This is a genomic window from Pseudomonadales bacterium (assembly GCA_024234615.1).
Lineage (GTDB): Bacteria > Pseudomonadota > Gammaproteobacteria > Pseudomonadales > IMCC2047 > JAJFKB01.
The window spans coordinates 1,214,869-1,239,884 of record JACKNY010000001.1; the positions used below are offsets into that span (position 1 = coordinate 1,214,869).

Sequence of the window (25,016 nt, forward strand, 5' to 3'; positions counted from 1 at the left end):
AGTCTCGATATGATCATTGTTAACATTGCTGGATTGTTACTGATTGGGCTGATCATCTGGTGGTTTTGGCTGTACAAACCACGCGAAGTCAGTGTTAGTGAAGGCGTAATTACCGTGACGGTAGAGGACGGCACTTATCAGCCATCGCGAATAAAACTTTCTGCTGGACAACCAGCCACTATCCGGTTTATACGCAAAGATGCATCGCCATGTGCAGGTACGGTACTATTTTCAGATTTTGGTATCAGCGAAGAGCTACCTCTGAACCAATTTAAAACTATCGCCTTACCTGCAATGGAGAAAGGTGAATATGCCTTTAGCTGCCAGATGCAAATGTACCGTGGTAGTTTGTTGGTGGAGTAATTAACTTTTGGACGTTAAATATGTGTTCTGTTTGGGTCTATTTTATGAAGTAATCACGCAATCGTTGATTCATTAGATATTTGTTCAGAGGTGAACAAACCAACACTTTAGGGTTATTTTCTCTCTACCCTAAATGCCAGTAAGCTTCCACAGGTATTCAGGGGATCTAGTTTCGCAAAGAGCAATGGTGGGTTGTCGGTAACAGGAACCCTTGCTGTGGTCTGTCGGATTAACTGATTATATTGATCATAAATACTATAAAAATTAATCCTTGAGGAGGTAGAGATGACTATAAGAGCTAGCAAACTCACCAGTCGTTTCAGTGCAATTGCGCTTGCTATCACTAGTGGCGCAGTCCATTCAGAGGTGATCGAAGAGATTATCGTTAGCGCACAGTATCGAGAGCAAACGCTACAAGAGGTACCGGTTTCCGTGTCAGCTTTTCGTGGCGATATGATGGAGAAGGCGGGGATTGATGATGTCCGAGGCTTAGTCGATCTGACGCCTGGTTTTAACGGAAAAACGGAAGACAGCTTTATTGATGCGCTTTCCATTCGCGGTATTGTGACGAATGATTTCGGTATCGGCGGCGATCCGTCGGTGGCGATATTCACCGACGGCGTATGGGCCGGTCGTAATGGTGGCGTGCAGATGTCGTTTTACGATATGGAGCGAGCGGAAGTTGTCAAAGGCCCGCAAAGCACACTGTTTGGACGTAACGCCATCGCCGGGGGTATCAGTATTATCACGAAAAAGCCGATTGAGGAATTTGAGGGCAAGATTAGCGCAAGCGTTGCCGAGTATGATGAATATGAGTTTACCGGCACCCTCAATATTCCGTTATCTGATCGTTGGTTTTTCCGTGGCAGCACCTATGTTAAAGACGCCGGCGGTTATCTGGGTAATGTCGCCGGAGGCGGTGATCTGGGGGGCGGGGAGATTACCTCGAGCCGATTTGCGCTGCGCTATGCGGGCGATGAAGTGGATGCCGTTTTTCGAGTCACTTACGAAGATCGTGAACAGGATCCCTCGGTATATTGGACCGGCCGTAACGGTTTGCCTAAAGATAAGGTGTCGATCGATTTGACCGACGGAAAGGGTTTTGACGAAAGCGAAATTTTCAGTGCCCAGGCCAATATCGAATGGACGCTCTCCGATAGCTACACACTGACCTCAATCACGGGCTATAAATCATACGATTTCGATTATTTAGAGGATTATGACGCCACCTCTTTGTTCGTTAATAACTACGGCCAATCACAGGAAGTGGACTATTGGAGTCAAGAGTTGCGGTTGAATTTTGATCGAGGCGGTAAAATAACTGGTTTTGTTGGTGCCAGCTACTATCAAGAAGACATAGACGCCACCTTTGGAAATATTTATAGCGAAGATGGCCTTTGTATAGCCGTTATTGAAACAGATGATGTCGGTGGTGCGACGGGCTGTGATGATCCGATATTTGAGGCCTACTGGGAAGACGATATTGATCCTGCTGATATCCTGGCATCTAAGTCGGAAACCAATATTGATAAGTTGGAAAATGAAGGCTGGGCGGTGTATGGGGATGTGACCTGGCAGGCAACTGAAAAGCTTGATGTTACTGTTGGTGGCAGGTACACGGTCGACAAAAAAGACATGTCTATTTCGGTGCCCGACAGTGGCGGCGCTTTGGGTAACACCTTTGTATTTGAATGGTTTACCGATGGCTTTGTGCAGGACGACGATGAGTGGAGTAAGTTTACGCCACGCGTTGCCGTCAACTATGAATTAAGCGATCAAGTGAGTCTGTACGCCAATATGGCTAAGGGCTATAAGTCAGGAGGCTATTCAACTTTTGGGATTGAAAATGATGGTTCCCAAGATTTTGGCGGGGTGTTGGCGCCAGGCAGCAAACCACTGGGGTTTGATCCGGAAGAAAGCACCAGCTATGAAATTGGTGCCAAAACCACTCTGCTGGAGGGTTCGATGCTGCTCAACATTGCTTACTATCGCTACGACTATAAGGACTTGCAGCTGGTTATTTTCGAAAGCGGCTCGCAGTTGGTTAAAAACTTGGGTGAAGCAGAAAGCCAAGGCATTGAAATGGATATGCATTGGACGCCGGGCGAAAACTGGGATATTCGTGCGGCCTGGGCATGGCAGGATAGTGAAATTACCGAAGAACTTGAGCCGGGTGACGGCACCAAGGGAAATGAACTACCTATGGCGCCTGAATTTAGTGGATCGGTAATAGCTACCTATTCCTATCCGATCGACACAGGCAGTCTATACTTAACCTTGCAGCACGTCTATCAAGATCAGGTATACGGTGGTCATGGCAATATCAAAACCGCGACAGTAGATAGCTGGCACGAAACAGCATTGCGTGTCGGATTTGATAGTAATAAAAACTGGTCAGTCGTGCTTTGGGTTGAGAATCTAACGGATGAGGTTTATTTTGAACGCGGTTGGGAGAATGCTGACGAGGACGATTTAAATGGTTTTGGCTTAGTCAATACGCTAGTCTGGCCGGCAAAACCACGCACGGTTGGTCTTACCTTTGATATGAGCTTTTAGCAATACGCAGGTAAATTGAGCCAACCTTGTTGGCTCAATTAAATTAGCCGTTGGGTAGAGTAAATTTGATGAGCGAAGAATTAAAACAATTAAATGCCTTCCTGGAAGAATACCCGGATATTGAGTTATTTGAAGTCATACTGCCAGATTTAAATGGCAAACTCCGGGGCAAATGGCTGCCGAGAGCAAAAATTGAAACAGCTTTTGCTGGTGGTCTGAAATTACCGTTAACAACCCTTGCATTTGATGTTTGGGGTAGGGATGTTGAAAGCTGGGTTTTCGATAATGGCGATGTTGATGGTATTTGTGAAGCCGACGCTAGAACGCTGGCGCGAGTACCTTGGTTAGAGCGACCGACAGGGCAGGTGCTGCTTTCGCTGCATGATGTGTCCGGCGCGCCCTGCGAATATGATCCGCGATCAATTGTAAAAAAACTGATGGCGCGGTTTCAGAAGCTGGATTTAACGCCTGTGCTTGCCAGTGAAATGGAGTTCTATCTATTCCAATCCGATAACGATGATGAAGGTCGCCCTCGGCATTCGCAGACTAATGCGAGTGGTCATGTCGCTTTGGGCGGACAAACCTATGGTCTTGATGTGATGCAGGATATGTCTGAGTTGATGCACGGCGTGAGTGATGCCGGTGCGATACAGAATCTTCCCATCGATACGTTAATCGCCGAAGCCGCGCCTTCTCAATACGAAATTAACCTTTATCATCAGGCGGACGCCCTGCTGGCGGCTGATCAAGGCTTGCTATTGCAGCGCGCAATTAAAGGCGTTGCTCGAAAACTGGGTATGCGTGCGACCTTTATGGCGAAGCCCTACGGTGATCTGGCGGGCAACGGTATGCACATGCACTGTAGCTTGCTCGACCAGGATGGCAATAACGCTTTTAATAACGGGACTGATCAAGGTAGTGATTTGTTGCGACAAGCGATTGCCGGATGTTTGGCAAGCATGAAAGATTGTATGCTGCTGTTCGCGCCGCATTTAAATTCTTATCGACGTTTTCAGCGCGCCAGCCATGCCCCCTTAGCGCCAACCTGGGGCTATGACAACCGAACTGTTTCTATCAGAGTGCCTGCCGATAGCCATGAAGCGATGCGCATCGAACATCGGGTGGCAGGTGCTGATGCTAACCCCTATTTGGTCGTTGCAGCGATTCTGGCGGGCATATTATATGGTTTGGAAAACCAGTTGGAGGTTGTTCCTCCGATTGAGGGAGACGCCTATACGCAGTGTGAACCCAGTTTACCCCGGCATTGGTCAGATGCATTGGAGGCCTTTAAAAAATCAACCTTTATCAGAGAATATTTTGGTACCGAGTTTCAGCGTGTTTTTACTGAAACCAAGCAACAGGAAATGGATGAGTTCGATAAGCACGTGACCGCTATGGAATATGAAGCCTACTTATGACGCCCCTAAAGTTTAGCGGCTCTGTTCGTTAAGGTGACGGCTCAAAAAACAACAGGTGACGGTGTTTAGATCTTCTAAGGTACGTTTTGCACGAATGCCGTGCTGGGCAGAAACGACCAATAGGAGTGCATGGGTCATTTCAAGATAGGCGCGTGCGATTCTGGAAAGCTCGTTTTTAGATTGACGTAAACCTATACGAATAAAGATGGATGACATACGTGAGATGACCAGTTCGTCATGCTGCTCATCCAAATCACGCAATTCGGGAACCGCAAACATCGCCTGCACCAGAGGTAAGATTCCTTTTTGTTCGCGGTAAACCACGATAAAGGTGTCGGTGAGCTTGGCGACAACACTCTCAAGGGTCATCTGTTCAAGTGCTAGCGCGTCGATGCTATCAAGCAATCGCGTCCACTCCTTTAGCCAATTTTTCGCCAACGCACGCAGAATGGCGTGTTTGTTCGGAAAATAATGGTAAAGCGAGCCAACAGAAATTCCCAATTCTTTGGCGATTAGAATAGTGGTCAGGTCGTTAAAGCCAACTCGTTCCAATAGCTGCGCGGTGACCTCCATAATCTGCTGCGAGCGCAAAATAGAGCGGTCTTGGCGTGGCTTACGGCGCGGTTTTAGTTTTTCATCATTGGCTTGATTCAATGGAAGCTTACCCGTCGTTGTAAAATTGGCGCTGGATTATAGTGTCAGCCAAAACGAATTCAAACCCTGTCGCTACAGCTTGTCTCGGAGCGAGTAGAACAGCATTCCGGCAACCAATGCTGGCCAGCGTAGCAGCGTGCCGCCGGGAAATCCGGGAACCGGCAAGCTGGCAAACAGATTTAAACGCTCTGGCTTGCCGCTAATAGCTTCGGCGATGAGTTTTCCGGCAAAACAGGCTGTGGCCACGCCATGGCCTGAATAACCTTGCGCAAAATAAATATTGGGTGAGAGCTGTCCGAAATGTGGCATTCGGTTCATGGTTATCGCGAGCGTCCCACCCCAGGCATAATCGATTCGAACGTCTTCAAGTTGCGGATAGACGTGCAGCATATATTTGCGCACGAAAGATTTAAGGTCACTGGGGAATTTGCTCGAATAATTTTCGCCGCCGCCAAAAATAAGGCGCTTGTCAGCCGACAGCTTCCAATAATTAATCACAAATAACGAATCCTGAACGGCGACATCATCCCGGATCAGTGAGCGCGCGAGCTGCTCGGATAAGGGTTCTGTGGCGAGCACAAAATTATTAATTGGCATGATTTTAGTGGCTATCTTGGGCTCTAACTTATCGAGATAGCCATTACAGCCAAGCACGAGATGTTTCGCGTTCACGCTGCCAGCGTTGGTATGTACCCTAACGCCTTGGCCAGTTTCGTAATGGGTCACGCGACTCTGTTGGTAGATTTTTACCCCGGCTTTGCGTGCTGCCGCTGCCACCCCTAAGGTAAAGTTGAGTGGGTGCAGGTGGAGTGAGCCCAGATCTAATTGACCGGCATGAAATTTTTTTGACCCGACCATGCTATCGACTTCGGCCTTTTCGACAAAACGTATTTTTTCGTAGCCGTAATGGTTGCGTAAGCGCTCTGACTCCAGCTTTAGATGCTCCACATCCCCAGCTTTTGCAGCGACATGTAAGATTCCCTCCTTGAGGTCACAGCCGATTTGGTGCTCATCAATCAAGTGCCTGACTAAATCCACCGCCTCCAATCCCAGATCCCAGAGTTGCTTGGATTTTTCTAAACCCAACTTTTTTTCCAAGGTCAACTGGCCCACGCGCTGACCCACACCGACGTGGCCACCGTTACGGCCGGACGCCCCCCAGCCGACTTTTTCCGCTTCCAGTAAGATAACTTTTAAACCCTGTTCGGCTAAATGTAAGGCCGCAGATAACCCCGTATAACCGCCGCCAATGACACATACGTCAGCGTTGTCCTGTCCAGCCAAGGCGGGCGAAGGCGCGAAGGGGATTGCTGTTGCCGCATAGTAGGAAGGCGTATAGCCAGTGACGCTGGTATTGGATAGGCTGTGTTGGGAATTGGTTGTTGTCAATGGCAAGTACCTAAAGAAATATGAGCTAATCAGAAGCTCCGTGAAATAAGCATTAAAAAACAAACGCTTATCATGATTTATAACCGAATATATATTCGGGAACAATTGAATGATAATTCGGTTTATGTTTTAATTCAAGTCTGTGGTAATTTCAGGAGATGCTGATGAATAAGATGTTAATTGGTTTAGCGTCACGGCATGAATAACAACTGGCAGGAACAAGATGAGTACAATTGAAGAATGGCTTAGGGATCACCGAATCAGTGAGGTTGAATGCCTCATTCCGGATATGACAGGAAACGCCCGTGGGAAATTTATTAAAGCTGAAAAATTTAATAACGAAGATCCCAGATTGCCTGAGTCAATATTATTGCAGACGGTAACCGGTGAATACTGTGATGAGCATGACGATCTGATTAGTCCAACGGATCAGGATATGGTCTTAGCGGCAGATCCAAACACCGTGCGCCTTGTACCCTGGGCCAACGAGCCAACGGCGCAAATTATCCATGATTGCTATACCAGCGATGGCGAATTACACCCTATGTCGTCTCGTAACGTGCTGCGTCGTGTCCTGGCGCTTTATGATGAGATGGGTCTGAAGCCTATCGTCGCCCCTGAAGTAGAGTTCTATCTTATCCAAAAGAACGAAGACCCGGATTTCGAATTACAAGCGCCAATTGGACGTTCTGGGCGCCGTGAGGCGGCTCGCCAGTCCTACAGTATCGATGCCATCAACGAGTTTGAGCCGATCATCAATACCATGTATGAATTCTGTGAAGCACAGCGCTTGAACATTGATACGCTGATTCATGAATCCGGCGCGGCGCAAATGGAAATAAATTTCCTGCATGGTGATGCGTTAGAACTGGCGGATCAGGTTTTTACTTTCAAGCGTACCATGCGGGAAACGGCATTAAGACACGGCGTTTATGCGACCTTTATGGCGAAACCGATGAGAAAAGAGCCGGGCAGTTCGATGCATATTCATCAGAGTTTGGTGAATAAAACAACGGGTGAAAATGTATTCTCCATTCCAACTGGTGAAAAAACAGATATTTTTATGCATTACCTGGGAGGATTGCAAAAATATACCCCGGATATCTTCAGTTTTTATGCGCCCAACGTAAACTCTTATCGTCGCTTTGCCAAGGACATCGCTGCCCCGATCAACTTGCATTGGGGCAATGATAATCGCACTGTCGGATTGCGCGTTCCCAGCGCTGGCCCGGAGGCGACGCGTATTGAAAATCGATTTGCCGGGGTGGATGCCAACCCCTATCTCGCTATTGCCGCTACTCTGGCTTGCGGTTATGCGGGCATTAAAAATAAAATTCAACCGACAGAACCTTATCTTGGTAATGCCTATGAGGAAGAAATAACGCTGCCTCGTTCGCTTGAGGAAGCGTTGCGTGGACTCGATGATTTATCTGATCTGGAGTCTATTATCGGCCCGGACTTTATTCGCGCTTATCGCTGGATTAAACTGGATGAGTTTGAAGAATTTAACCGCGTTATTAGTTCCTGGGAGCGTGAGTATCTGTTATTAAACGTTTAGTAGCCTGTTAAGGAGTGTCCTTAATTCCTTAGCAGTTTGCTATATCCTGCGAGCAGGAACGCCTGTGGAGGGTCAATGAGTCTGAGTGCGTCAGCTAAGCATCCGCCTCATTTGTGGTTTAACCTGTTTAAATACGCTATCTACGGGCTTTTAGTCTTAAATATTTTTCTGTTTTTTAGGGACGATTGGCTGGCTGCGCAACACCTGTTCGCGACCGGCTTTTCGATAGCGCGTCTAGTCGAAGCCTTTGCGACTACCTTGGATACGACAGCCTGGGTCATCTTGCTGTTACTCTTTGAGCTGGAAACCTACGTTATTCCCGATGAAAAAATCAAAGGCAGGCTCAAGTTTAGCTTGCATGGAATACGGGCACTTTGTGTCTGTGCGATTCTCTATGCCTTTTATGGATACGTTGCCAGATGTCTCGCGCTTTATGAAATAACACCGGTATCCGCCACTGATCTTTGCAGTCTGATAGGGTCGTCTTTTTACTATATGACCGGCCATGACCAGTACAGAGTGCTGGATGCTCTTAGCTGCCAATCGTTGAATCCAACAGCCGCTGCGGTACTTATGTTGGAATCAAATGTCATCACAGATCAACGCACCTTGGAAGCTGCTCAATGGTTGTCCTGGGTCGATGTTGTTAACGCCGGCGATTGGCTGCTAGTAGTGTTGGTGTTGGAAATAGATGTACGGCTACAGTTGAGAGGAATGCTAACAGGGCGCGTCCTGCTGGCGAGTAAAGCGACCAAAGGGCTGTTATACAGTGTGCTCCTTTTAGCGGCGGCCTACTGGTGGGCGGAAGGCGACTTTATCGATTTCTGGGATGCGTTTCTCTGGATCATTGCCTTCATCTTTATTGAGATGAATGTCTTTGAATGGCAGGTGGAGACCGCTCGCAAGAACAAACCCAAGCTAAGTTAGAGCGAAATTTATGAGGGTGAGGAGCGTGCAGTTATGGCGCTTTGATAGGGTATCAAGGGATCCCCGCCTTCGTAGTTGTCGATACTCATCAGCGAGTCGATGAATAAATGAAAGAGTTCGCCCTGGGTGCTGATATCAAGTTTCGCATAGGCATTTTTTCGGTGCAGCTTCACCGTTTCTACTGAGATGCTGAGCCGTGAAGAAATAGCTTTAGTTGAATAGCCGTGCAGGATCATTTGCACCATCTGGCTTTCACGTTCTGTTAGCATACTTTTACCAAAATACTCCAGCGCGGCTTCGAGCCTGCCACGCAGATCCTTTTGCGTGCCGAATTCGAAATCTTCCGTATGCCAGTGCTGGGTGACCAATGCTTCCACCAAGGGTGTTATTTCCGAGAAGTGCAGCAGTTGCTCTGCGCTGAACGGAGCGGACATGCTGATACGGCCGAGTGAAATATTAACAAAATTTTTGCCGGTATCGCCGAGCTGAATTAGATAGCCGCATTCATCAATCAGCCCTGAGGATTTATAGTAAGTCCGATAATATTCGCTGTGATCAAAACCGGAGGGCGCCAGTTGGTTGAGCTGATAAAAGCCGCGCTGGTTCTTCTTGGTCGCTGCCAAATAATAAGGGTCCAGTAAAAACGCGCCTTTGACAAAGCGGTCAATAGTTGAAGCCCGCTGACCGCTGGGCAGATCGTTATGTTCGATACGAGGCAATTTTTTACTGGGGTAGGTGATAATCACCACATTATCGAGTGCCGCGAGTTGTTTGAAGTACTTGGCGAGCATTGACGGGAATACGTCTGAGCGTAATCGGGGTACGAGCTGTGCTGTCGCAGTGCTGAATTTTGCAAGGAATGACATAGATTCACTTAAATTTTCTAATTATGCGTTGAAATGATAGCTTGATTTCACCGTGCTTAACATCCCTAATGCCGCCCAACTAAGAAACAAGCCATCGCGTTTTCATCGAAAACGTACAGGATGATAGGTTATAGTACTACCTCTTCGGGTTATGTTATTTTGGCGGTGACATCATTATCATGCCAATGGTAAAGCTAAAGACGAATATGTTCTGCGTGCTGCGTGAAAAATTGAGTATGTGAGGAGTAATAAATGAAAGGGTACGATAATTTTTATATTAATGGCGAATGGGTAAGCCCTATAACGGAGCGCATGCAGGATGTTATCAATCCGGCGACTGAGCAGGTGATCGGGCGGGTCGCACTGGGCAATGCTGCTGATGTTGAGAAGGCAGTTGCCGTAGCGCGGGTCGCCTTTGAGACGTGGTCTCAGACCTCTGTTGAGGAAAGACTGGCGCTGTTAGAGCGCATTATTACACTGTATAGCGAACGGATGGAAGAAATGGCGCAGGCGATCTCCTCTGAGATGGGAGCGCCGATCCGTTTAGCGCGCAACTCGCAAGCACCGATCGGTCTGGTTCACTTTAAAACTGTGCGCAAAGTGTTGCAGTCATACGATTTTGAAGAATCCTTGGGTGGCAGTCAGCTTGTCAAAGAACCCATAGGGGTGTGTGGTTTTATTACGCCCTGGAATTGGCCGATGAATCAGATCGCCTGTAAGGTTGCGCCTGCGTTGGCATGCGGTTGTACCATGGTGTTAAAGCCCAGTGAACTGGCACCGATATCCGCCAATCTTTTTGCTCAGATTATGCACGATGCCGGTGTGCCGCCCGGTGTTTTTAATATGGTCAATGGTGACGGGCTCGGTGTTGGCGCGGCGCTGACAGCGCATCCGGATGTCGATATGGTATCGCTCACTGGCTCAACCCGGGCCGGCATTCAGGTGTCAAAGGCGGCGGCGGATACGGTTAAGCGTGTGGCGCTGGAGCTAGGCGGTAAGTCTCCTAATATTATTCTGGAAGATACAGATTTTGACGCAGCTGTGGCGGCAGGCGCCACCGAATGCTTCCGTAACACTGGACAATCCTGCAATGCGCCAACACGTATGCTAGTTCCCGCCCGTCTGCATGATCGTGCTGTTGAAATTGCCAAGGCGACAGCGGAGGAAACCATTGCTGGCGACCCCCAATCCAAGCAGACGGTGATCGGGCCATTGGCCAATAGCGCACAATTTAGCAAGGTGCAATCAATGATTCAGGCCGCTATTGATGAGGGTAGTGAATTAGTGGCTGGCGGTGTGGGGCGGCCGGATGGCCTGGAGCGTGGCTACTTTGTCAAAGCTACCGTGTTCGCCAATGTGAAAAATGACATGCTGGTGGCACGCGAGGAAGTCTTTGGTCCGGTATTAGCCATTATGCCTTATCAGGATGAGGACGAAGCGGTAGCGATAGCCAACGATTCGCCCTATGGATTGGCCGGTTACGTGCAGTCAGGCGATATCGAACACGCGCGAGCGATTGCCCGAAAAATTCGCGCGGGCACAATCTTCCTCAATGGTAATAACTTTGACCCTAATGCGCCCTTTGGCGGTTACAAACAATCCGGTAACGGTCGCGAATGGGGCAGCTTTGCCTTCCATGACTTCCTTGAACTTAAGGGCATCGTCGGTTACAACCCCCCAGCCTAGTCAGTTATTCAGCGCGGCCCTTTTCCGGGGCCGTTCTCGTTTTATTTACTTTGCAGCGGCCAGTACGTTTAAAAATTCCAGGCCGATAGTTGCTGCTGCGAGCGCGGTTATTTCAGCATGATCGTAGGCCGGGGCGACCTCGACAATGTCCATCCCGATTAAACGACAACCCACCAGTTCGCGTAGAATTTGCAATACTTTGTTGGTGTTCATGCCGCCTGCAACCGGTGTCCCGGTACCAGGTGCGTAAGCCGGATCTAGGCAGTCAATATCGAAGGTGACGTAGGCGGGTGTATCTTGGATTCTTTGTTTGATGGCAAGGCCGACTTCTTTCGCTGAACAGGCGTTGGCTTTATCCGCATCAATCACCAGGTATTCGTGAGTCTCGAACGGATACTCGGTGCGGATGCCAATCTGCACCGAATACGAAGGATCGATAATACCTTCCTTCGGCCCCTGATAAAACATGGCACCGTGATTATAGGGGTTGTCGGATTCTTCGGTATCTGTGTGTGCATCGAAATGAATGATCGAAATGGGTCCGTGTGTTCTCGCGTGTGCCCGCATCAGGGGTAGGGAAATAAAATGGTCTCCACCCAGACATAAAAGAGTTTTTCCGGCATCTAGTACTTGTGCCGCAGTGGATTCCAATAGCGAGACGAAGGTTTCGCTATCACCGGTAGGGAACTCCAAATCACCGTAGTCAATTATCCGCAGTTTTTCATGCAGATTGAAACGCCAGGGCCAGCGTTTTTCCTCCCAGGTCAGGTTGCTGGATATTTTTCGAATCGCTGCCGGGCCGGAGCGGGCCCCGGCGCGGCCTGATGTCGCCAGATCATAGGGTACGCCTAATACCACGACATCGGCTTGCGTGAGATCCCGCGTTAGGGGGCATTGCAAATAGCCGAAAGGGTTGGCATACAGGGATGGCTCCATACGGCCCAGAGTTTGTTTGCGTTTTTTGTACATGGCTTTTACCCGTCAGCTTGATTATCAGTAATGCAAAGACATTAAGAAATCCATCAGAGGTTTCTTAGACTAAAGCGCAACAGAAAAAAAGAAAATAGCCCTTTGGGGTAGTTTGCCCCCTTATTTCAATCAGCAAACGGTTCATGAATAATCCGCTTGGATTTGAAATAACGATTCAACTTGCGTAGATTGGTAATTCCTGTCTTAGCAGCCGAGGAGGTTCTTATCAACTGTTCCGTCAATATTCAGCGTATTGAAAAAGACCTTTACCGTTTATCCGAGTTCGGTTGCAACGCCGCCGAGAAAGGTATTTATCGACAAGGATTTAGTGAAGCCGACTGGCAGGCACGCACTTGGTTAATGGATTATTTTCGCCAACATAGGCTGGTTACGCATATGGACGGCGTGGGTAATGTTTGCGGACGCTTGGGAGATGATGAGCAGCCAGCGGTTCTAATCGGTTCGCATCTGGACTCGGTACCCGCCGGGGGAATGTTTGACGGTGTGCTTGGGGTGATCGCAGGTCTTGAGTGTATTAGGGTGATCCAGGAGCAAAAAATACCCCTGAAACACCCGATTGAAGTAATCGCCACCAGTGAAGAAGAGGGGCGTTTTGGCGGGATGCTGGGCGCTCAGGCATTGACCGGCGCACTGACGCTGGACTGGCTGGAACATGCCAAAGCGCCAGAAGGTTTAAGCTTGGTCGACGCGATGGCCCAACGGGGATTGGATTATCATCAGGCACTGCACGCTTACCGTACACCGGAAAGCATAAAGGCGTTTCTTGAACTGCACATCGAACAGGGTCCGGTGCTAGAAGCCAGCGGTAATAGCATTGGCGTTGTCGAGGGTATTTCCGGTGTATTCAAGTGGTTGATCAAATTGATTGGCAAAGCCGATCATGCGGGAACGGCGCCGATGAATATGCGCAGCGATGCCTTTATGGGGGTGGCGGATTTCGCCCATGAAATTCAGCGTATCATTGACGAGGACGGTACCGATAAATCGCGTCTGACTATCGGACGGGTTGAACTGAAACCCGGCTACGCCCACACCATCCCCGGAGAGGCGGATTTTACTCTGGTAGGCCGCGATATGTCTGAGGAGGTTATGCACGAATTGGCGGCCAACTGTCGCAAAGCTTTATCATCGATTGCGCGTCGGCACCGCTTGATGTTTGAGTATGAACAAATGAGTTGGTTGGGGCCGAAAAGTTGTTCGCAAGACATTATGTCGCTGATCGAAGCACATACCCGCAAACTGAATTATAGCTATGAAATCATGCCCAGCGGCGCCGGACACGATGCTCAGTTTTTCACTGATATTACACCGACTGGTATGATATTTATTCCCAGTATCGGCGGTATTAGCCATGCGCCAGACGAATGGTCGCACTGGGCGGATGTCGAAAAGGGCTGCAATGTATTGTTGAATACGGTCATTGAACTGGCGGCGGAATAAGACTGTCCGCAGCGTTTTGCGAGTAACTCAGGTTATGCCGTCCAGTTTAATGCTTCTGCGCGTTGTGCGGCGAATTTCGGCACATCCTGCGCAACAAAGTGGTGATGCAGCAATTGCACGCCAAGAATATGATTGATCATGGCATCTAACTGAACTTTAGTCTCGTTATCCATCGCTGGGTTTTCGTGATTATTTAGCAGCGTTTCTATCGCCTGATAATCAAGTAGGCCGGCAGCCTCAACCTTCTCCCTGTTCGCGTATTCGTGCATCAGACCCAGCATCGAGCGCCATTTCTTTTTGTCGGTATGCGCTGGCGGCGCCATGAACGCAAACTTCTGCCGTTTATACAGGGTTTCCGGCAGCAGCCCTTTCATCGCTTCGCGTAAGACGTATTTTTCGGTTGCACCCTTGATCCGTAGTTGCGGTGGTACCTGGGTTGCGAACCGTGCCAGATGGTGATCCAAAAATGGAGGGCGTGCCTCCATTGAGTTTGCCATATCTACCCGATCCCCGCCCCAAGTCAGGATTTGACCTTCAAGCATGGTTTTGATCCAGACATATTGCGCTTTATCTAAGGGATGCCTGCCATCCAGCTGGCTTTTATCGAATGTCGCGGCGATGGCGTCACCGGCGTCATAGTCCGCTAATTGCTGGCGCCATTGCGGATTAATCAACGGCATGGCGAAATCATGACAGTGTAGCCAGTTTTGTAAACAGCTGGGAGTGAAGCCCACCACAGCATTCATTGCTGCCGAGCTAAAATCTTCACGTGGCAACATAGCGCCACGAAATAATTGGTTGCTGGCTTCCAGGCTGGCCTGCCATTCTTTGCGCAAACTGGCAGGCAGGTTGTCCAGGCCATACAGAAACATATCTTTGCGGAAGGCGGGATAACCAGCGAATAGCTCGTCGGAGCCTTCACCGGTCAGCACGACCTTATAGCGATTTTTCTTCACCGTTTCGCTCATCAATAACTTGGCGACCCCCAGGGTATTGTAGATAGTTCTTTCGGTGTGCCAGAGTGTGCGGGCGAAATGGTCATACAGTTGTTCGGCGGAGAGGGATAGTACCAATTGTTCCGCGCCGGTCATTTCAGCCATTTCGCGGGCAATTGGGGTTTCGTCATAGTCGCTACTGTCAAATCCGATGGTGAATGCTTTAACGGGATCTTGGCGTACGGCGGCGGATAGGCCAAGAATGGAGCACGAATCAATACCGCCGGACAGGTAACAGCCTACTGGAACATCCGCCTGCAGACGATGTTGTACGGCTTCCAGTAACTGCTCTCTGACCCCTTCGATGTAATAATTTTCATCGCGTTGATTGACATAATCCCCGGCCACGGGAAAGTCGATATCCCAGTATTTTTGTTGATGAATTTTTAGTTGGCCGTCTTTGCGTTGAATTTTAATCAGCTGTCCGGGCGGCACTTGATGCACACCTTTGAAGGCGGTGCTGCCGGGCACCATGACTTGAATTAATTGGTGGTAGACACCTTCTGCTGTGAGCTCGCGTTTCACGCCGGGATGAGCAAACAGTACTTTCAGTTCCGAACCGAAAACGACGCCGTCTTCGGTCTCCGCCCAATATAGGGGCTTAACGCCGAACCGATCGCGTACCAGGTAAAGGCAGTCTTCGGCCTTATCGAACAGGGCAAAAGCAAACTCACCACGTAAATAGTCCAGCGTTTTTTCCATACCATAGCGTGGATAGAGGTGCAGAATAATTTCAGAATCACTTTTGCTGGCGAAACGGTCGCCAGTTGAAACCAGGTTAGCGCGAATGCGCTGGAAATCGTAAAACTCGCCGTTATGTACTAGCCAAAGATTTTGTTCGGGTGATACGTACGGCTGGCGGCCTCGCTCCTCGTTGAGATCAATAATTGACAGGCGCGCATGACTCATACCCATGCCCAAGCCAGCCGGGTTAGCATAGCCGAAATTATCGGGGCCGCGATGGTGTTGAATGGCCGCCATGTTGACTAATAGTTGTGAGTCGATCGGTTGTTGCGCGTCGCGGTGAAAAACACCAGCAATACCACACATATAATGCTCCTTTGTGTTACAAAAAACCGGACTAAGGAGAAGTTAGTCCGAATCGGAAGTTGGTCATATGAATACCTATGATTGGATTAGCCTATGCGTTGAAGGTCACACTACGTCCATTACCCGCTCGGTGCGTTCGCACATACAGGTCAGTAGCGCCATACGCAAAAAGACGGCCCCGCGTGCTTGCGAGAAATACCAGTTATGCGGCGTTTCATCCAGGTCGGTAGCTAGTTCTTCGCCGCGTGCGAGAGGGTGCATTATGATCGCGTCGGCTTTTAATGGGCTCGACTTGCTGAGCACAAAGCGCCTGCCGAAGGATTCAAAACTTTCCCCCACCCAGGCGATTGCATTGATGTATATGACGTCAAGTCGCGGCAACAGGCCGTTCAAGTCACTACTAACCTGTACCTGAAGACCTGCTTTTTCCAATTGCTCCCGCTGTCCCTCATCGAAAATGGTATCAATGCCGGTATCATGGAAAATGATGATTTCATCGATAATTTCTGGAAATATGGCGAGCATTTTTAATAAGCTGCGCACAGTCCGCATTTTATTGGGTAGCCCGACAATGCCGATTTTAATAGGCTGATGCAGTTCAGAGTCCTTGTTCAGGAGTTGAGGGTGCCATTTGAAAATGGTGTAGAGATCCGCCAGCGCCTGAGTTGGATGCTCATCCAATCCATTACCCGCATTGATAATCGGAATGCGTAGTGTCTGCATCATTTCCTTGACGGCGCTTTCGCCGCTATCGCGAAGCACTACACAGTCGCCATAATTATTGAACATCTCTCCGACATCCGTCAGTGACTCTCCTTTGGCGATGCCCGTTGTCGAGCGATCAGTAATCGACATGATGTCTCCGCCCAGACGATGCCAGGCGCTTTCGAAGGAAAGGCGTGTCCGTGTGCTGGGCTCGTAAAAAGCGCTGATCAGTATCTTCCCCTGTAGCGGCGTGCTATAGCGGTCAGGGTTGCTTTCGTACTTGGCCGCGAGCCGGAATAGCTGGAGCAGTGTCTGGCGATCAAACTGATCGGAAGAAACAATGTGTTGTGACGCTAATTTTTTCAGGTGATCGCCGTCCTCCTGTACCTCTCTTAATAGCGCTTTGGGATGCGCATCGCCATAGACATCTGGCGCTTCACGTTTGAACGCCACCGCCTCTTCACCAATTTTCGTTACCATAAATCACCTTTTTTCCAGTCCCTGATCAACAGGCCAATTAAAATCAATGGAGACAGACAGGTCACCAGTAACGCACCGCTAATTAACAACTCAAATAGCGTTAGGCTGATCATCAAAGCTCCTCCTTTGCGTTTTGTAATCGCGCCCAATCAAATTGAGCGTCCTGTAACCACAAGCCGATGACGCATATCAGCAGGGATATCAGGCAGGAAGTTAACGCCGCCACGTAAAAGCCAATCTGAAAATAACCGAATAAGCCGCTGAGTGTACCCAACCCCATTGCCAGTGCCGCGAAAGCGCCCGTTAAGCGGCGGCGATACAAGCCAAAAACAATGGGCCAAATAGTGCTGGCAACAAAAGCTCCGGTAAAATTGAGCAATTCACCCAAGGTTGTCAGACGTGGCAAGCAAAGCACCCAGGTTGTCAGACCGAGCCCCAGCACCACCAGTTTGCTCACTTTGAATAAGTGCTGTTTGTCAGAGGCTGGACGCAACAAGCCACGGTAGATATCTTCGGTCAGCAGGTCGCCGGTGGCGGCAAGGAGCGAGTCGAGACTGGACGCTAACGCTGAAAAGACTACGATAAACACAAATACGGCGCCGATTTCACCCAATAATTTAGCTGCTACCAGGGGGCCAATCATATCCGGACTTGGCGGATAAACATTTAAAGAGGAACTGGCAAGGGCAATAAAGCCGGTAACAATCGGAATCGGCAGCCAGAGCAATCCGGCCAGCAGATAAGCGCGTTTGCCGAGCCCTTTCCGAAAGGCAAAAGCCCGAGACCACCAGACATTGGAATGAAAAATTTCACCGATGCCGAAAAAAATATTATTGAACAAAAACATAATCGCTGCCGGGAAAAGCAGGTTTAACAACTGAGGTTGTTCTGTTGAGACATTTTGGTAAATCGTTGTCAGGCCGACATCGCGCCAACAAACATAGCCGATAAAGAGGACGCCAAAGAGAATAATCAAGGTCTGAATGTAGTCTGTTGCAATAACTGCACGCAACCCACCGAGTAATGTGTAGGAAACACAGATCACTAAAATGGCCGTCATGCCGAGGTGATAATCTAGTCCGCTCAAGGCTTCTAACAGAATGCCTCCGGCCATACCGAGGCTGACCAGCCAACCCATGGCGTAGAAAAAGGAAACTACCAGGAAAACATACCAGGCCGTTCTGCCGAAACGCAGGCGGATAAAATCACCACAGGTGTATCCGCTGGGCATTAGTGCTTTGATGCGTTGCGCCATGGGTGCAAAGAAAATAAGTCCGAGCGCGGCCATGGAATAACCAACCATGCCCCATATGCCAAACTGGTAAGTCAACTGGGGAGCCACAAGGGTCGTGTTGCTGGTAATCCAGGTTGCCATGGCCGTGGCCGAGGCGAGGGCCAGCCCGACGTTACGCCCTGCCAGCATATAGTCTTCAAGGGTTTTATTACGACGCCCGAGCCACCAGCCAAAAGCAATCCAGCCCGCGCCAAAAAGAAGTAAAATAATAAGCGCGGTCTGTGTCGGTATCTGAGAGTCAATCATGGTCTTTGTGCATGTTTACGGGTAAATTGCAGAAGACAAGCCAGTAATAAAATAAAGAGTAGCAGGCCGATACCGAATAACAGGAATGCGTTTTTCAGGCTGTGGTGTTGCACACGAAATTGGATGATGGCGGAGAGCGGTTGTCGTTGTTCCCCCACTAGGCGCGCATAGTAGAGACCATTTTCAAAGCCACTTAGGTGTACCTTGTTTTGTTGCGGTAGCCGCAATTCTCGTAGGCGATGGGTAAACGCCGCATCCCTTGAAATTTGTAGGCTCGCCGGGGTTGCGTTGTTCTGCGTATCCTGCTGTACATCCCAATACAACGTAACAAACCCCTCTTTCGAAAGTTCGGTGTTAACGGTGAGGGAGGAAGGCATTATCGCAGCAACAAGAATTGCGGGAAAGGCGGTTAATATTAACAGTAATATCCGTAAATCTGTGAGCATGGAAACGGGCAAATCAGCTGGATTAGGAGGCACCGTAACAAATGTGAGCAGTCAAATCAAATGACCCAATCGACTAAAAAATCCCGACGCAATGGCGGCAGAATTTTTTCCGAGCCAGTAATCTAGCGTTTTGATAGGGTGGAACGGGAGACTGCTATCGCGATCTCAAGGCTACGCCAAAAGCCTTGAACAAGGCACGTGAAAAAGGATTTTCTTGAAAACGCCATTCAGGGTGCCACTGCACGCCAACGACAAAATGATCCACACTTTCCAGGCGGAAGGCTTCGACCAAACCATCAGGGGCATAAGCTTCAACAAGCAAACCCTTACCCAGTCGATTCATGCCTTGGCCATGCAAAGAGTTAACGCGGATGGATTCGGTATTGGCCAAATTCGCTAATATACCGCCGGGCGCCAATTGCACTTCATGAGTATCTGAGTACTGTGCTTCCCTCGATAGGCTTTTATCCTCACGATGATCCATCATCCCTGGAATTTCATGCACGCGTTGATGTAGCGTTCCCCCCAGCGCCACATTGAGTTCCTGCATACCCCGGCAAACGGCAAGTATCGGCATCTTCCGTGCTAATGCGGCTTTAATCAGCGGTAGCGTGGTGTTATCACGTTGCGGGTCGTGTGCCTCAGGCGTAAGACTTTGTTCTTTGCTGTATAGGTGTGGTTGCACGTTGGATGGACTGCCGGGGAAAAAGAGTCCGTCAAGCGTATCGAGTAGCCGTTCCATGCTTGAATCATCATTGCGAATCTGCAAGTCGTCACCGGGACCCCGTGCAGGAATTAACAAAGGGCAGGCATCCGCGCCGTTGGCGACGGCATTGATATATTTTTCCCCCACTCCGTGAAAGGGATGCATGCCATTGCGGATGACGTCGCAGGGAATGCCAACGATAGGGTAACGACTTGAACGCATAAAAACTCCTGAAACCACCCCTTTTGGGTTAAGTTAATTCTAAATGAATTGTGCCAATATATTTAACACTAATTTGACACCCTTACCCCATACCTCTTAGGTGTAGGGTTTGTCGGCACGATTTAAAGCCTGATTTAAAGTAACAAGATAGGAATACCTACATGAATGCCCAAAACCAAACACTGGAATTACAGGCGCTGGACAAGGCGCACCATCTACATCCGTTTACGGATATTAAAAAGTATCAACAGACGGGTGGACGGATTATTTCTCGTGCGGAGCATATCTACATCTACGATACCGACGGTAACCAGATTCTGGATGGTATGTCTGGGCTCTGGTGCTGCAACTTGGGATATAGTCAGACCAAAATCTTTGACGCGATTAATGAACAGTTGCATAAACTGCCTTTCTACAACAACTTCTTTAACTGTTCGAATGAGCCTTCGGTGACGATGGCAAAGGCCTTGGTGGATGTTACCCCATCCCAATTTAATCATGTGTTTTTTACCAACTCTGGATCAGAGGCCAATGACACCAATATCAAACTGGTGCATCGCTACTTTGACTTGCTTGGCAAGCCCGAAAAGAAACACTTTATTGGCCGTATCAATGGCTACCACGGCAGTACTATCGCTTCTTCCAGCCTCGGTGGTATGGACTTTATGCATAAGCAGTACACGGGACTCGATTACGTCCATCATATTGGGCAGCCGCATTGGTTTAAAGAAGGCGGCGAATTAAGTCGAGATGAGTTTGGTCTTAAGGTGGCGCGTGAATTAGAACAGAAAATCGATGAAATTGGTGAGCATAAAATTGCCGCTTTTATTGCGGAGCCGATTCAGGGTTCGGGCGGGGTTATCGTGCCGCCGAAAACCTATTGGCCGGAAATCCAACGAATCTGTAACGAGCGCGAAATTTTGTTAATCAGCGATGAAGTGATTTGTGGCTTTGGCCGCACAGGAAACTGGTTTGGTTGCGAGACCTACGGTATTAAGCCCGATTTGTTGACCTTCGCGAAAGGTGTTTCTAACGGCTATCAGCCCTTGGGTGGAGTTATGGTGTCGGATAAGATTGCCGATGTGTTAAGTACCGGCAGCGGCGATTTCGCGCATGGCCTGACCTATTCCGGTCATCCGGTGGCCTGCGCAGCGGGCATTGCTACCATCAATATTCTCAGAGAAGAAAAGATTATTGAAAAGGTGGTTGCTGATATCGCGCCATATTTAGAGCGGCGCTGGAAAGAACTGGCGGATCATCCGCTTGTAGGAGAGGCGCGTGTAAAAGGCATGGTTGCCGCGTTAGAGTTGGTTAGCGACAAATCTTCGCGGGAAAAGTTGGCGCTAAACGGTGAGGGTGCGCTGTTCTGTCGCGATACTGCCATAGCCAACGGATTGATGGTGAGAGCCGTAGGCGATGCAATTATTTCTGCGCCGCCCGTTATCTGTAGCAAACAGGAAATTGATACCTTGATTGAACGATTGCTTTTTGCCTTGGATGCGACTGCGGCGCATTACAATATTCGTTAGCCGCTAGGTTTACACCCCTTTGCGGGGCACCAAAAAAGCCGATAAAAATAATCTTGGGAGCGGATAATGACGGCAACAGTGAACCATATTAAAACCCTCGGCCAAAAGGATATGGTGCTTTTTACCGTATCCGCTATCCTCTTACTGGACACCTTGACCGCAGCCGCTTCGGTTGGTTCTTCGAGTATTTTTTGGTGGTTGTTTTTAGGCTTGATCTTCTTTGTGCCATTTGCGCTGATCTCTGCGGAAATGGGCTGTACCTACCCGGAACAGGGTGGAATTTACGCCTGGATTCGTGATGCATTTGGCGGGCGATGGGCGTCAAGAGCCACCTGGAGCTATTGGGTGAATACAGCTGTATGGATTCCCGCCATCTATATTTTATTTGCCGGTATTTTCAAGCAATTATTCTTTCCAGAGCTTTCGCTGGTTTGGCAAATTGGTATTGGTATTGGCCTGACTTGGTTTGCCGTATTCGTTAATATCATTACTCTGGATGTTGGCAAGTGGGTGCCCAATATCGGGGCAATATTTAAAGTGGTGGTATTTCTCGCCATTATCGTAGGTGCTTTCATTTATACCCAGAGTCATGGTATGGCCAACGAATTAACCTTGGCTTCCCTGAAGCCCAGTTGGAATTCCAGCTTGCAGTATATTCCGGCGATCATATACGGCATGCTAGGCTTTGAACTGGTCAGTTCAGGTAGCGCAGAAATGAAAAATCCAGCACGCGATGTACCCCGTGCGATTTTTATTTCAGGGCTGATGATTATCGTGCTTTATACCTTAGCTACTATTGCGGTGCTGGCAGCTATCCCAGCCAGAGAAATTAACCTGGTAGAAGGGTTGATGGACACCCTTTATCTATTCTTTGGCACAACGGAAACAGGGCGGGTATTTGCCTTGGCGTTAGGCGTTGCTGCACTCTATACTTTTTTTTCAAACGGCGTTACCTGGGCCTTGGGTTGTAATCGGGCGGCAGCGGAAGCGGCAATGGAAGGTGAGTTGCCTGCCTTCTTCGCCATCGAAAGTAAAAGCCGTGGGACACCGCTTGGCGCGGCTGTGGCTATGGGTACGGTCAGCACCTTGCTATTAATTATGTATGGTTTTATGGCGGGTTCGAACGAAGATCTGTTCTGGTCGCTGTTTGCGTTTAGCGCCGTCATTTTTTTATTACCCTATATCGGTATGATGCTGGCATTCATCAAAATGCGTATCACTGATCCGCGTCGTGCTCGACCCTTCGCCATCCCTGGGAACCTATTTGTCGCCCGTGTGCTTGCCTGTAGCTGCATTTCGGTTTTGCTGCTAACCATAATGCTTTTTGTTTATACACCCGGCGAGGGCATCCAGTGGCCGGTGCTGTTAGGTGCTGTTAGTATGATTATGTTAGGCGAAATAGTCATTCGCTGTTCAGAGCAAGATAAGTTCCGTAGTCATTAACCTATTTCGCGGTTCAATTGGTTTCTTCATTATTTCCTATGGAATTAATCAGAGTTTCCCCTAAGCAATAAACATATATCGCTCAAAAAATTATTACTGCATTCTGTACGCTAACGGGAATAGTATTGTAAATTGCGTAGCCATTCTTACTGAGGTGAAAATGCAAGAACACAAACTAGAACCACCAGCCAAGTTCGGCGCGTTTCTGGGGATGGCCCCGGGCGAGGTGCCGGTTTATTCATCCGATTATGAAACCGCAGATGACGAACAATTACCTGATCGCCATGCCTATCGAAGCTACGTCGACGGCATTTATATGGGCTACAAGTGGCAATGTGTTGAGTTTGCGCGACGCTGGATGTATCTGAACAAAGGTTACATTTTCGATGATGTGGCGATGGCTTATGATATTTTTCGCCTTGGTTCGGTGCGGGTCGCCCATGAGAACAAAAGGTTACCTCTACATGCCTTTCGCAATGGCTCGAAACGTCATCCCGAGCCGGGCTGTCTGCTGATCTGGGATGAAGGTGGGGAGTTTGAAGACACCGGACATGTCGCGGTGGTGACGGAAGTGACTGAGCACTACACACGCTTCGCGGAACAGAATGTGGGGCATAGGATTTGGCCGGCAGGTCGAAACTATGCGCGCGAAATTAAAGCGAAGGTGACGGAATCCGGCGAATATTGGTTGGAGTGTTCCTTTGGCGATGCCAGTATTCGCGGCTGGGTTATTCAGACCGACGACGATCGTTACGCAGAAAAATTCCCGGCATTGGATAAACGTCTTCTTAACGTGCAGATGCGGGAGGTTCCGAATCACGGTCAGGCTGAGCGTTCCTGGTTGAACATTGCAAATCCCGATGAAGCGGCCTATGTGGAATTGATGCAGGGGCACAGGATGACAGCTGTTGAGGTGGACCAATACAAATACTTTTGCATCTCAGAAACGGCCAACGCAGAACTCAAGCGTGCCACTAATGAATTGCATCAGCTGTTTATGCACGCCACGGACTACGTTTTGCGCGATCCTGAATTGCTGGAAAATTTTAACATCCCTCGCGCATTGTGGGGGAAAATCCGGCAATCTTGGAATAACCGGCGTAATCAGATGATCACCGGTCGTTTTGACTTTTCTCTTTCTGAGCGCGGGCTCAAGGTCTATGAATATAACTGTGACTCCGCTTCGTGCCATATTGAATGCGGCAAAATTCAGGGTAAGTGGGCCAAGCATTTTGGCTGTACCCTGGGCCGTGATCCGGGTCAGGCGTTGCACGCAGAGTTACGCGATGCCTGGCAGGCCAGCGGTGTGAAGACGGATGTTCTCCACATTATGCAAGATCGCGACCTTGAGGAAACCTATCATGCTCTATTTATGCAGGAAGCGATGGAGGAGGCGGGGATCCGCAGTAAGATCATTCATGGCGTGACGGGCCTGAGTTGGGATGAGGCGGGTAATATTCTGGATGCCGATGGCGATAGAATCCGCTGGGTTTGGAAAACCTGGGCCTGGGAAACGGCATTGGATCAGATTCGTGCCGAATGCGAAGATGATGAAGAAAAACTCAATAATTACCCAGCGGGCGAACAACATGCCGGAGCGCCGAGGTTAGTTGATGTTCTGTTACGTAAAGACGTCATGGTGTTCGAACCCCTGTGGACTTTAATTCCCAGCAATAAGGCTATCCTGCCGGTACTTTGGACGCTGTTTCCAAACCATGATTACCTGTTGAATTCTTCCTTCCAGCTCTCGGAGGATTTGCAGGCGCAAGGTTATGTCGCCAAGCCCATTGCTGGCCGTGCGGGTCTGAATATCAGTATTTTCGATAAGAATCACCGATTGTTGGAAGGCACCGAGGGACGCTTTGAAAGCCAAAATATGATTTTCCAGGAATTTTTCAAACTCCCCATGATCGAGGGTTACAACGTGCAGCTCAGTACTTTTACGGCAGCGGGCACTTATGCGGGGAGTGGCGTACGGGTCGACCCCTCGTTGGTGATTAAACTCAATAGTGACACCATGCCGCTACGGGTGTTGCCGGATGCCGAGATGTAA

General features: G+C 49.1%; 19 protein-coding genes. 10 read left to right on the forward strand and 9 right to left on the reverse strand.

Annotation, left to right across the window (positions count from 1 at the left end):
- Positions 1-9 precede the first annotated feature (9 nt).
- The 3 genes from H6995_05680 to H6995_05690 all read left to right on the forward strand — a co-directional run bounded on the left by H6995_05680 (position 10) and on the right by H6995_05690 (position 4,337).
- Positions 10-363: a cupredoxin domain-containing protein gene (locus H6995_05680; GenBank protein ID MCP5214478.1), complete on the forward strand. Its 354-nt coding sequence runs from the start codon at positions 10-12 to the stop codon at positions 361-363.
- A gap of 285 nt (positions 364-648) precedes the next feature.
- The gene (locus H6995_05685; protein ID MCP5214479.1) at positions 649-2,919 is read left to right on the forward strand and encodes a TonB-dependent receptor; all 2,271 of its coding nucleotides are present in this window, start codon (positions 649-651) and stop codon (positions 2,917-2,919) included.
- Positions 2,920-2,987: 68 nt separating this feature from the next.
- Positions 2,988-4,337, forward strand: a complete 1,350-nt coding sequence (locus H6995_05690) for a glutamine synthetase (protein ID MCP5214480.1) — start codon at positions 2,988-2,990, stop codon at positions 4,335-4,337.
- A gap of 12 nt (positions 4,338-4,349) precedes the next feature.
- Here the strand turns inward: H6995_05690 and H6995_05695 are convergent, their stop codons facing one another.
- Positions 4,350-4,910 carry a helix-turn-helix transcriptional regulator gene (locus tag H6995_05695; protein ID MCP5214481.1) on the reverse strand — a complete coding sequence of 187 codons (561 nt, stop codon included), beginning with the start codon at positions 4,908-4,910 and terminating at the stop codon, positions 4,350-4,352.
- A gap of 153 nt (positions 4,911-5,063) precedes the next feature.
- Positions 5,064-6,380, reverse strand: coding sequence for an FAD-binding oxidoreductase (locus H6995_05700; protein MCP5214482.1), 1,317 nt, complete (start codon positions 6,378-6,380; stop codon positions 5,064-5,066).
- A 223-nt stretch (positions 6,381-6,603) separates the two neighbouring features.
- On the opposite strand from H6995_05700, the gene H6995_05705 reads away from it, so the two are divergent.
- Together H6995_05705 and H6995_05710 are read left to right on the forward strand one after the other, a co-directional pair.
- Positions 6,604-7,938 carry a glutamine synthetase gene (locus H6995_05705; protein MCP5214483.1) on the forward strand — a complete coding sequence of 445 codons (1,335 nt, stop codon included), beginning with the start codon at positions 6,604-6,606 and terminating at the stop codon, positions 7,936-7,938.
- Positions 7,939-8,013: 75 nt separating this feature from the next.
- Positions 8,014-8,865, forward strand: a complete 852-nt coding sequence (locus tag H6995_05710; protein ID MCP5214484.1) for a hypothetical protein — start codon at positions 8,014-8,016, stop codon at positions 8,863-8,865.
- Between the two features lie 8 nt (positions 8,866-8,873).
- On the opposite strand, the gene H6995_05715 is transcribed toward H6995_05710, so the two are convergent.
- The gene (locus H6995_05715; protein ID MCP5214485.1) at positions 8,874-9,731 is read right to left on the reverse strand and encodes a helix-turn-helix transcriptional regulator; all 858 of its coding nucleotides are present in this window, start codon (positions 9,729-9,731) and stop codon (positions 8,874-8,876) included.
- A 252-nt stretch (positions 9,732-9,983) separates the two neighbouring features.
- Between H6995_05715 and H6995_05720 the strand changes: the two genes are divergently transcribed.
- The gene (locus tag H6995_05720; GenBank protein MCP5214486.1) at positions 9,984-11,417 is read left to right on the forward strand and encodes an aldehyde dehydrogenase family protein; all 1,434 of its coding nucleotides are present in this window, start codon (positions 9,984-9,986) and stop codon (positions 11,415-11,417) included.
- 45 nt (positions 11,418-11,462) lie between these two features.
- Here H6995_05720 and speB read toward each other — a convergent pair whose 3' ends face one another.
- Positions 11,463-12,386 (reverse strand): agmatinase, encoded by a 924-nt coding sequence (gene speB / locus H6995_05725; protein ID MCP5214487.1) that lies wholly within the window; start codon positions 12,384-12,386, stop codon positions 11,463-11,465.
- Positions 12,387-12,611: 225 nt separating this feature from the next.
- On the opposite strand from speB, the gene H6995_05730 reads away from it, so the two are divergent.
- Positions 12,612-13,847: a Zn-dependent hydrolase gene (locus H6995_05730; GenBank protein MCP5214488.1), complete on the forward strand. Its 1,236-nt coding sequence runs from the start codon at positions 12,612-12,614 to the stop codon at positions 13,845-13,847.
- Positions 13,848-13,879: 32 nt separating this feature from the next.
- Here H6995_05730 and asnB read toward each other — a convergent pair whose 3' ends face one another.
- From asnB to H6995_05755, 5 genes are all read right to left on the reverse strand, one after another.
- Complete coding sequence (gene asnB / locus H6995_05735; GenBank protein ID MCP5214489.1) at positions 13,880-15,892, reverse strand: asparagine synthase (glutamine-hydrolyzing); 2,013 nt, start codon at positions 15,890-15,892, stop codon at positions 13,880-13,882.
- Between the two features lie 105 nt (positions 15,893-15,997).
- Complete coding sequence (locus H6995_05740; protein ID MCP5214490.1) at positions 15,998-17,077, reverse strand: aspartate carbamoyltransferase; 1,080 nt, start codon at positions 17,075-17,077, stop codon at positions 15,998-16,000.
- Positions 17,078-17,189: 112 nt separating this feature from the next.
- Positions 17,190-18,617 carry a sodium:solute symporter family protein gene (locus tag H6995_05745; GenBank protein ID MCP5214491.1) on the reverse strand — a complete coding sequence of 476 codons (1,428 nt, stop codon included), beginning with the start codon at positions 18,615-18,617 and terminating at the stop codon, positions 17,190-17,192.
- Positions 18,614-19,063: a hypothetical protein gene (locus tag H6995_05750; protein MCP5214492.1), complete on the reverse strand. Its 450-nt coding sequence runs from the start codon at positions 19,061-19,063 to the stop codon at positions 18,614-18,616. The genes H6995_05745 and H6995_05750 overlap by 4 nt, the downstream gene beginning before the upstream one ends.
- 154 nt (positions 19,064-19,217) lie before the next feature.
- Complete coding sequence (locus H6995_05755; protein ID MCP5214493.1) at positions 19,218-19,991, reverse strand: gamma-glutamyl-gamma-aminobutyrate hydrolase family protein; 774 nt, start codon at positions 19,989-19,991, stop codon at positions 19,218-19,220.
- Positions 19,992-20,152: 161 nt separating this feature from the next.
- Here H6995_05755 and H6995_05760 point away from each other — a divergent pair, with 161 nt between their 5' ends.
- The 3 genes from H6995_05760 to gss all read left to right on the forward strand — a co-directional run bounded on the left by H6995_05760 (position 20,153) and on the right by gss (position 25,016).
- Positions 20,153-21,520, forward strand: a complete 1,368-nt coding sequence (locus H6995_05760; protein MCP5214494.1) for an aminotransferase class III-fold pyridoxal phosphate-dependent enzyme — start codon at positions 20,153-20,155, stop codon at positions 21,518-21,520.
- 66 nt (positions 21,521-21,586) lie between these two features.
- Positions 21,587-22,963: an APC family permease gene (locus H6995_05765; GenBank protein ID MCP5214495.1), complete on the forward strand. Its 1,377-nt coding sequence runs from the start codon at positions 21,587-21,589 to the stop codon at positions 22,961-22,963.
- 160 nt (positions 22,964-23,123) lie between these two features.
- Positions 23,124-25,016 (forward strand): bifunctional glutathionylspermidine amidase/synthase, encoded by a 1,893-nt coding sequence (gene gss, locus H6995_05770; GenBank protein ID MCP5214496.1) that lies wholly within the window; start codon positions 23,124-23,126, stop codon positions 25,014-25,016.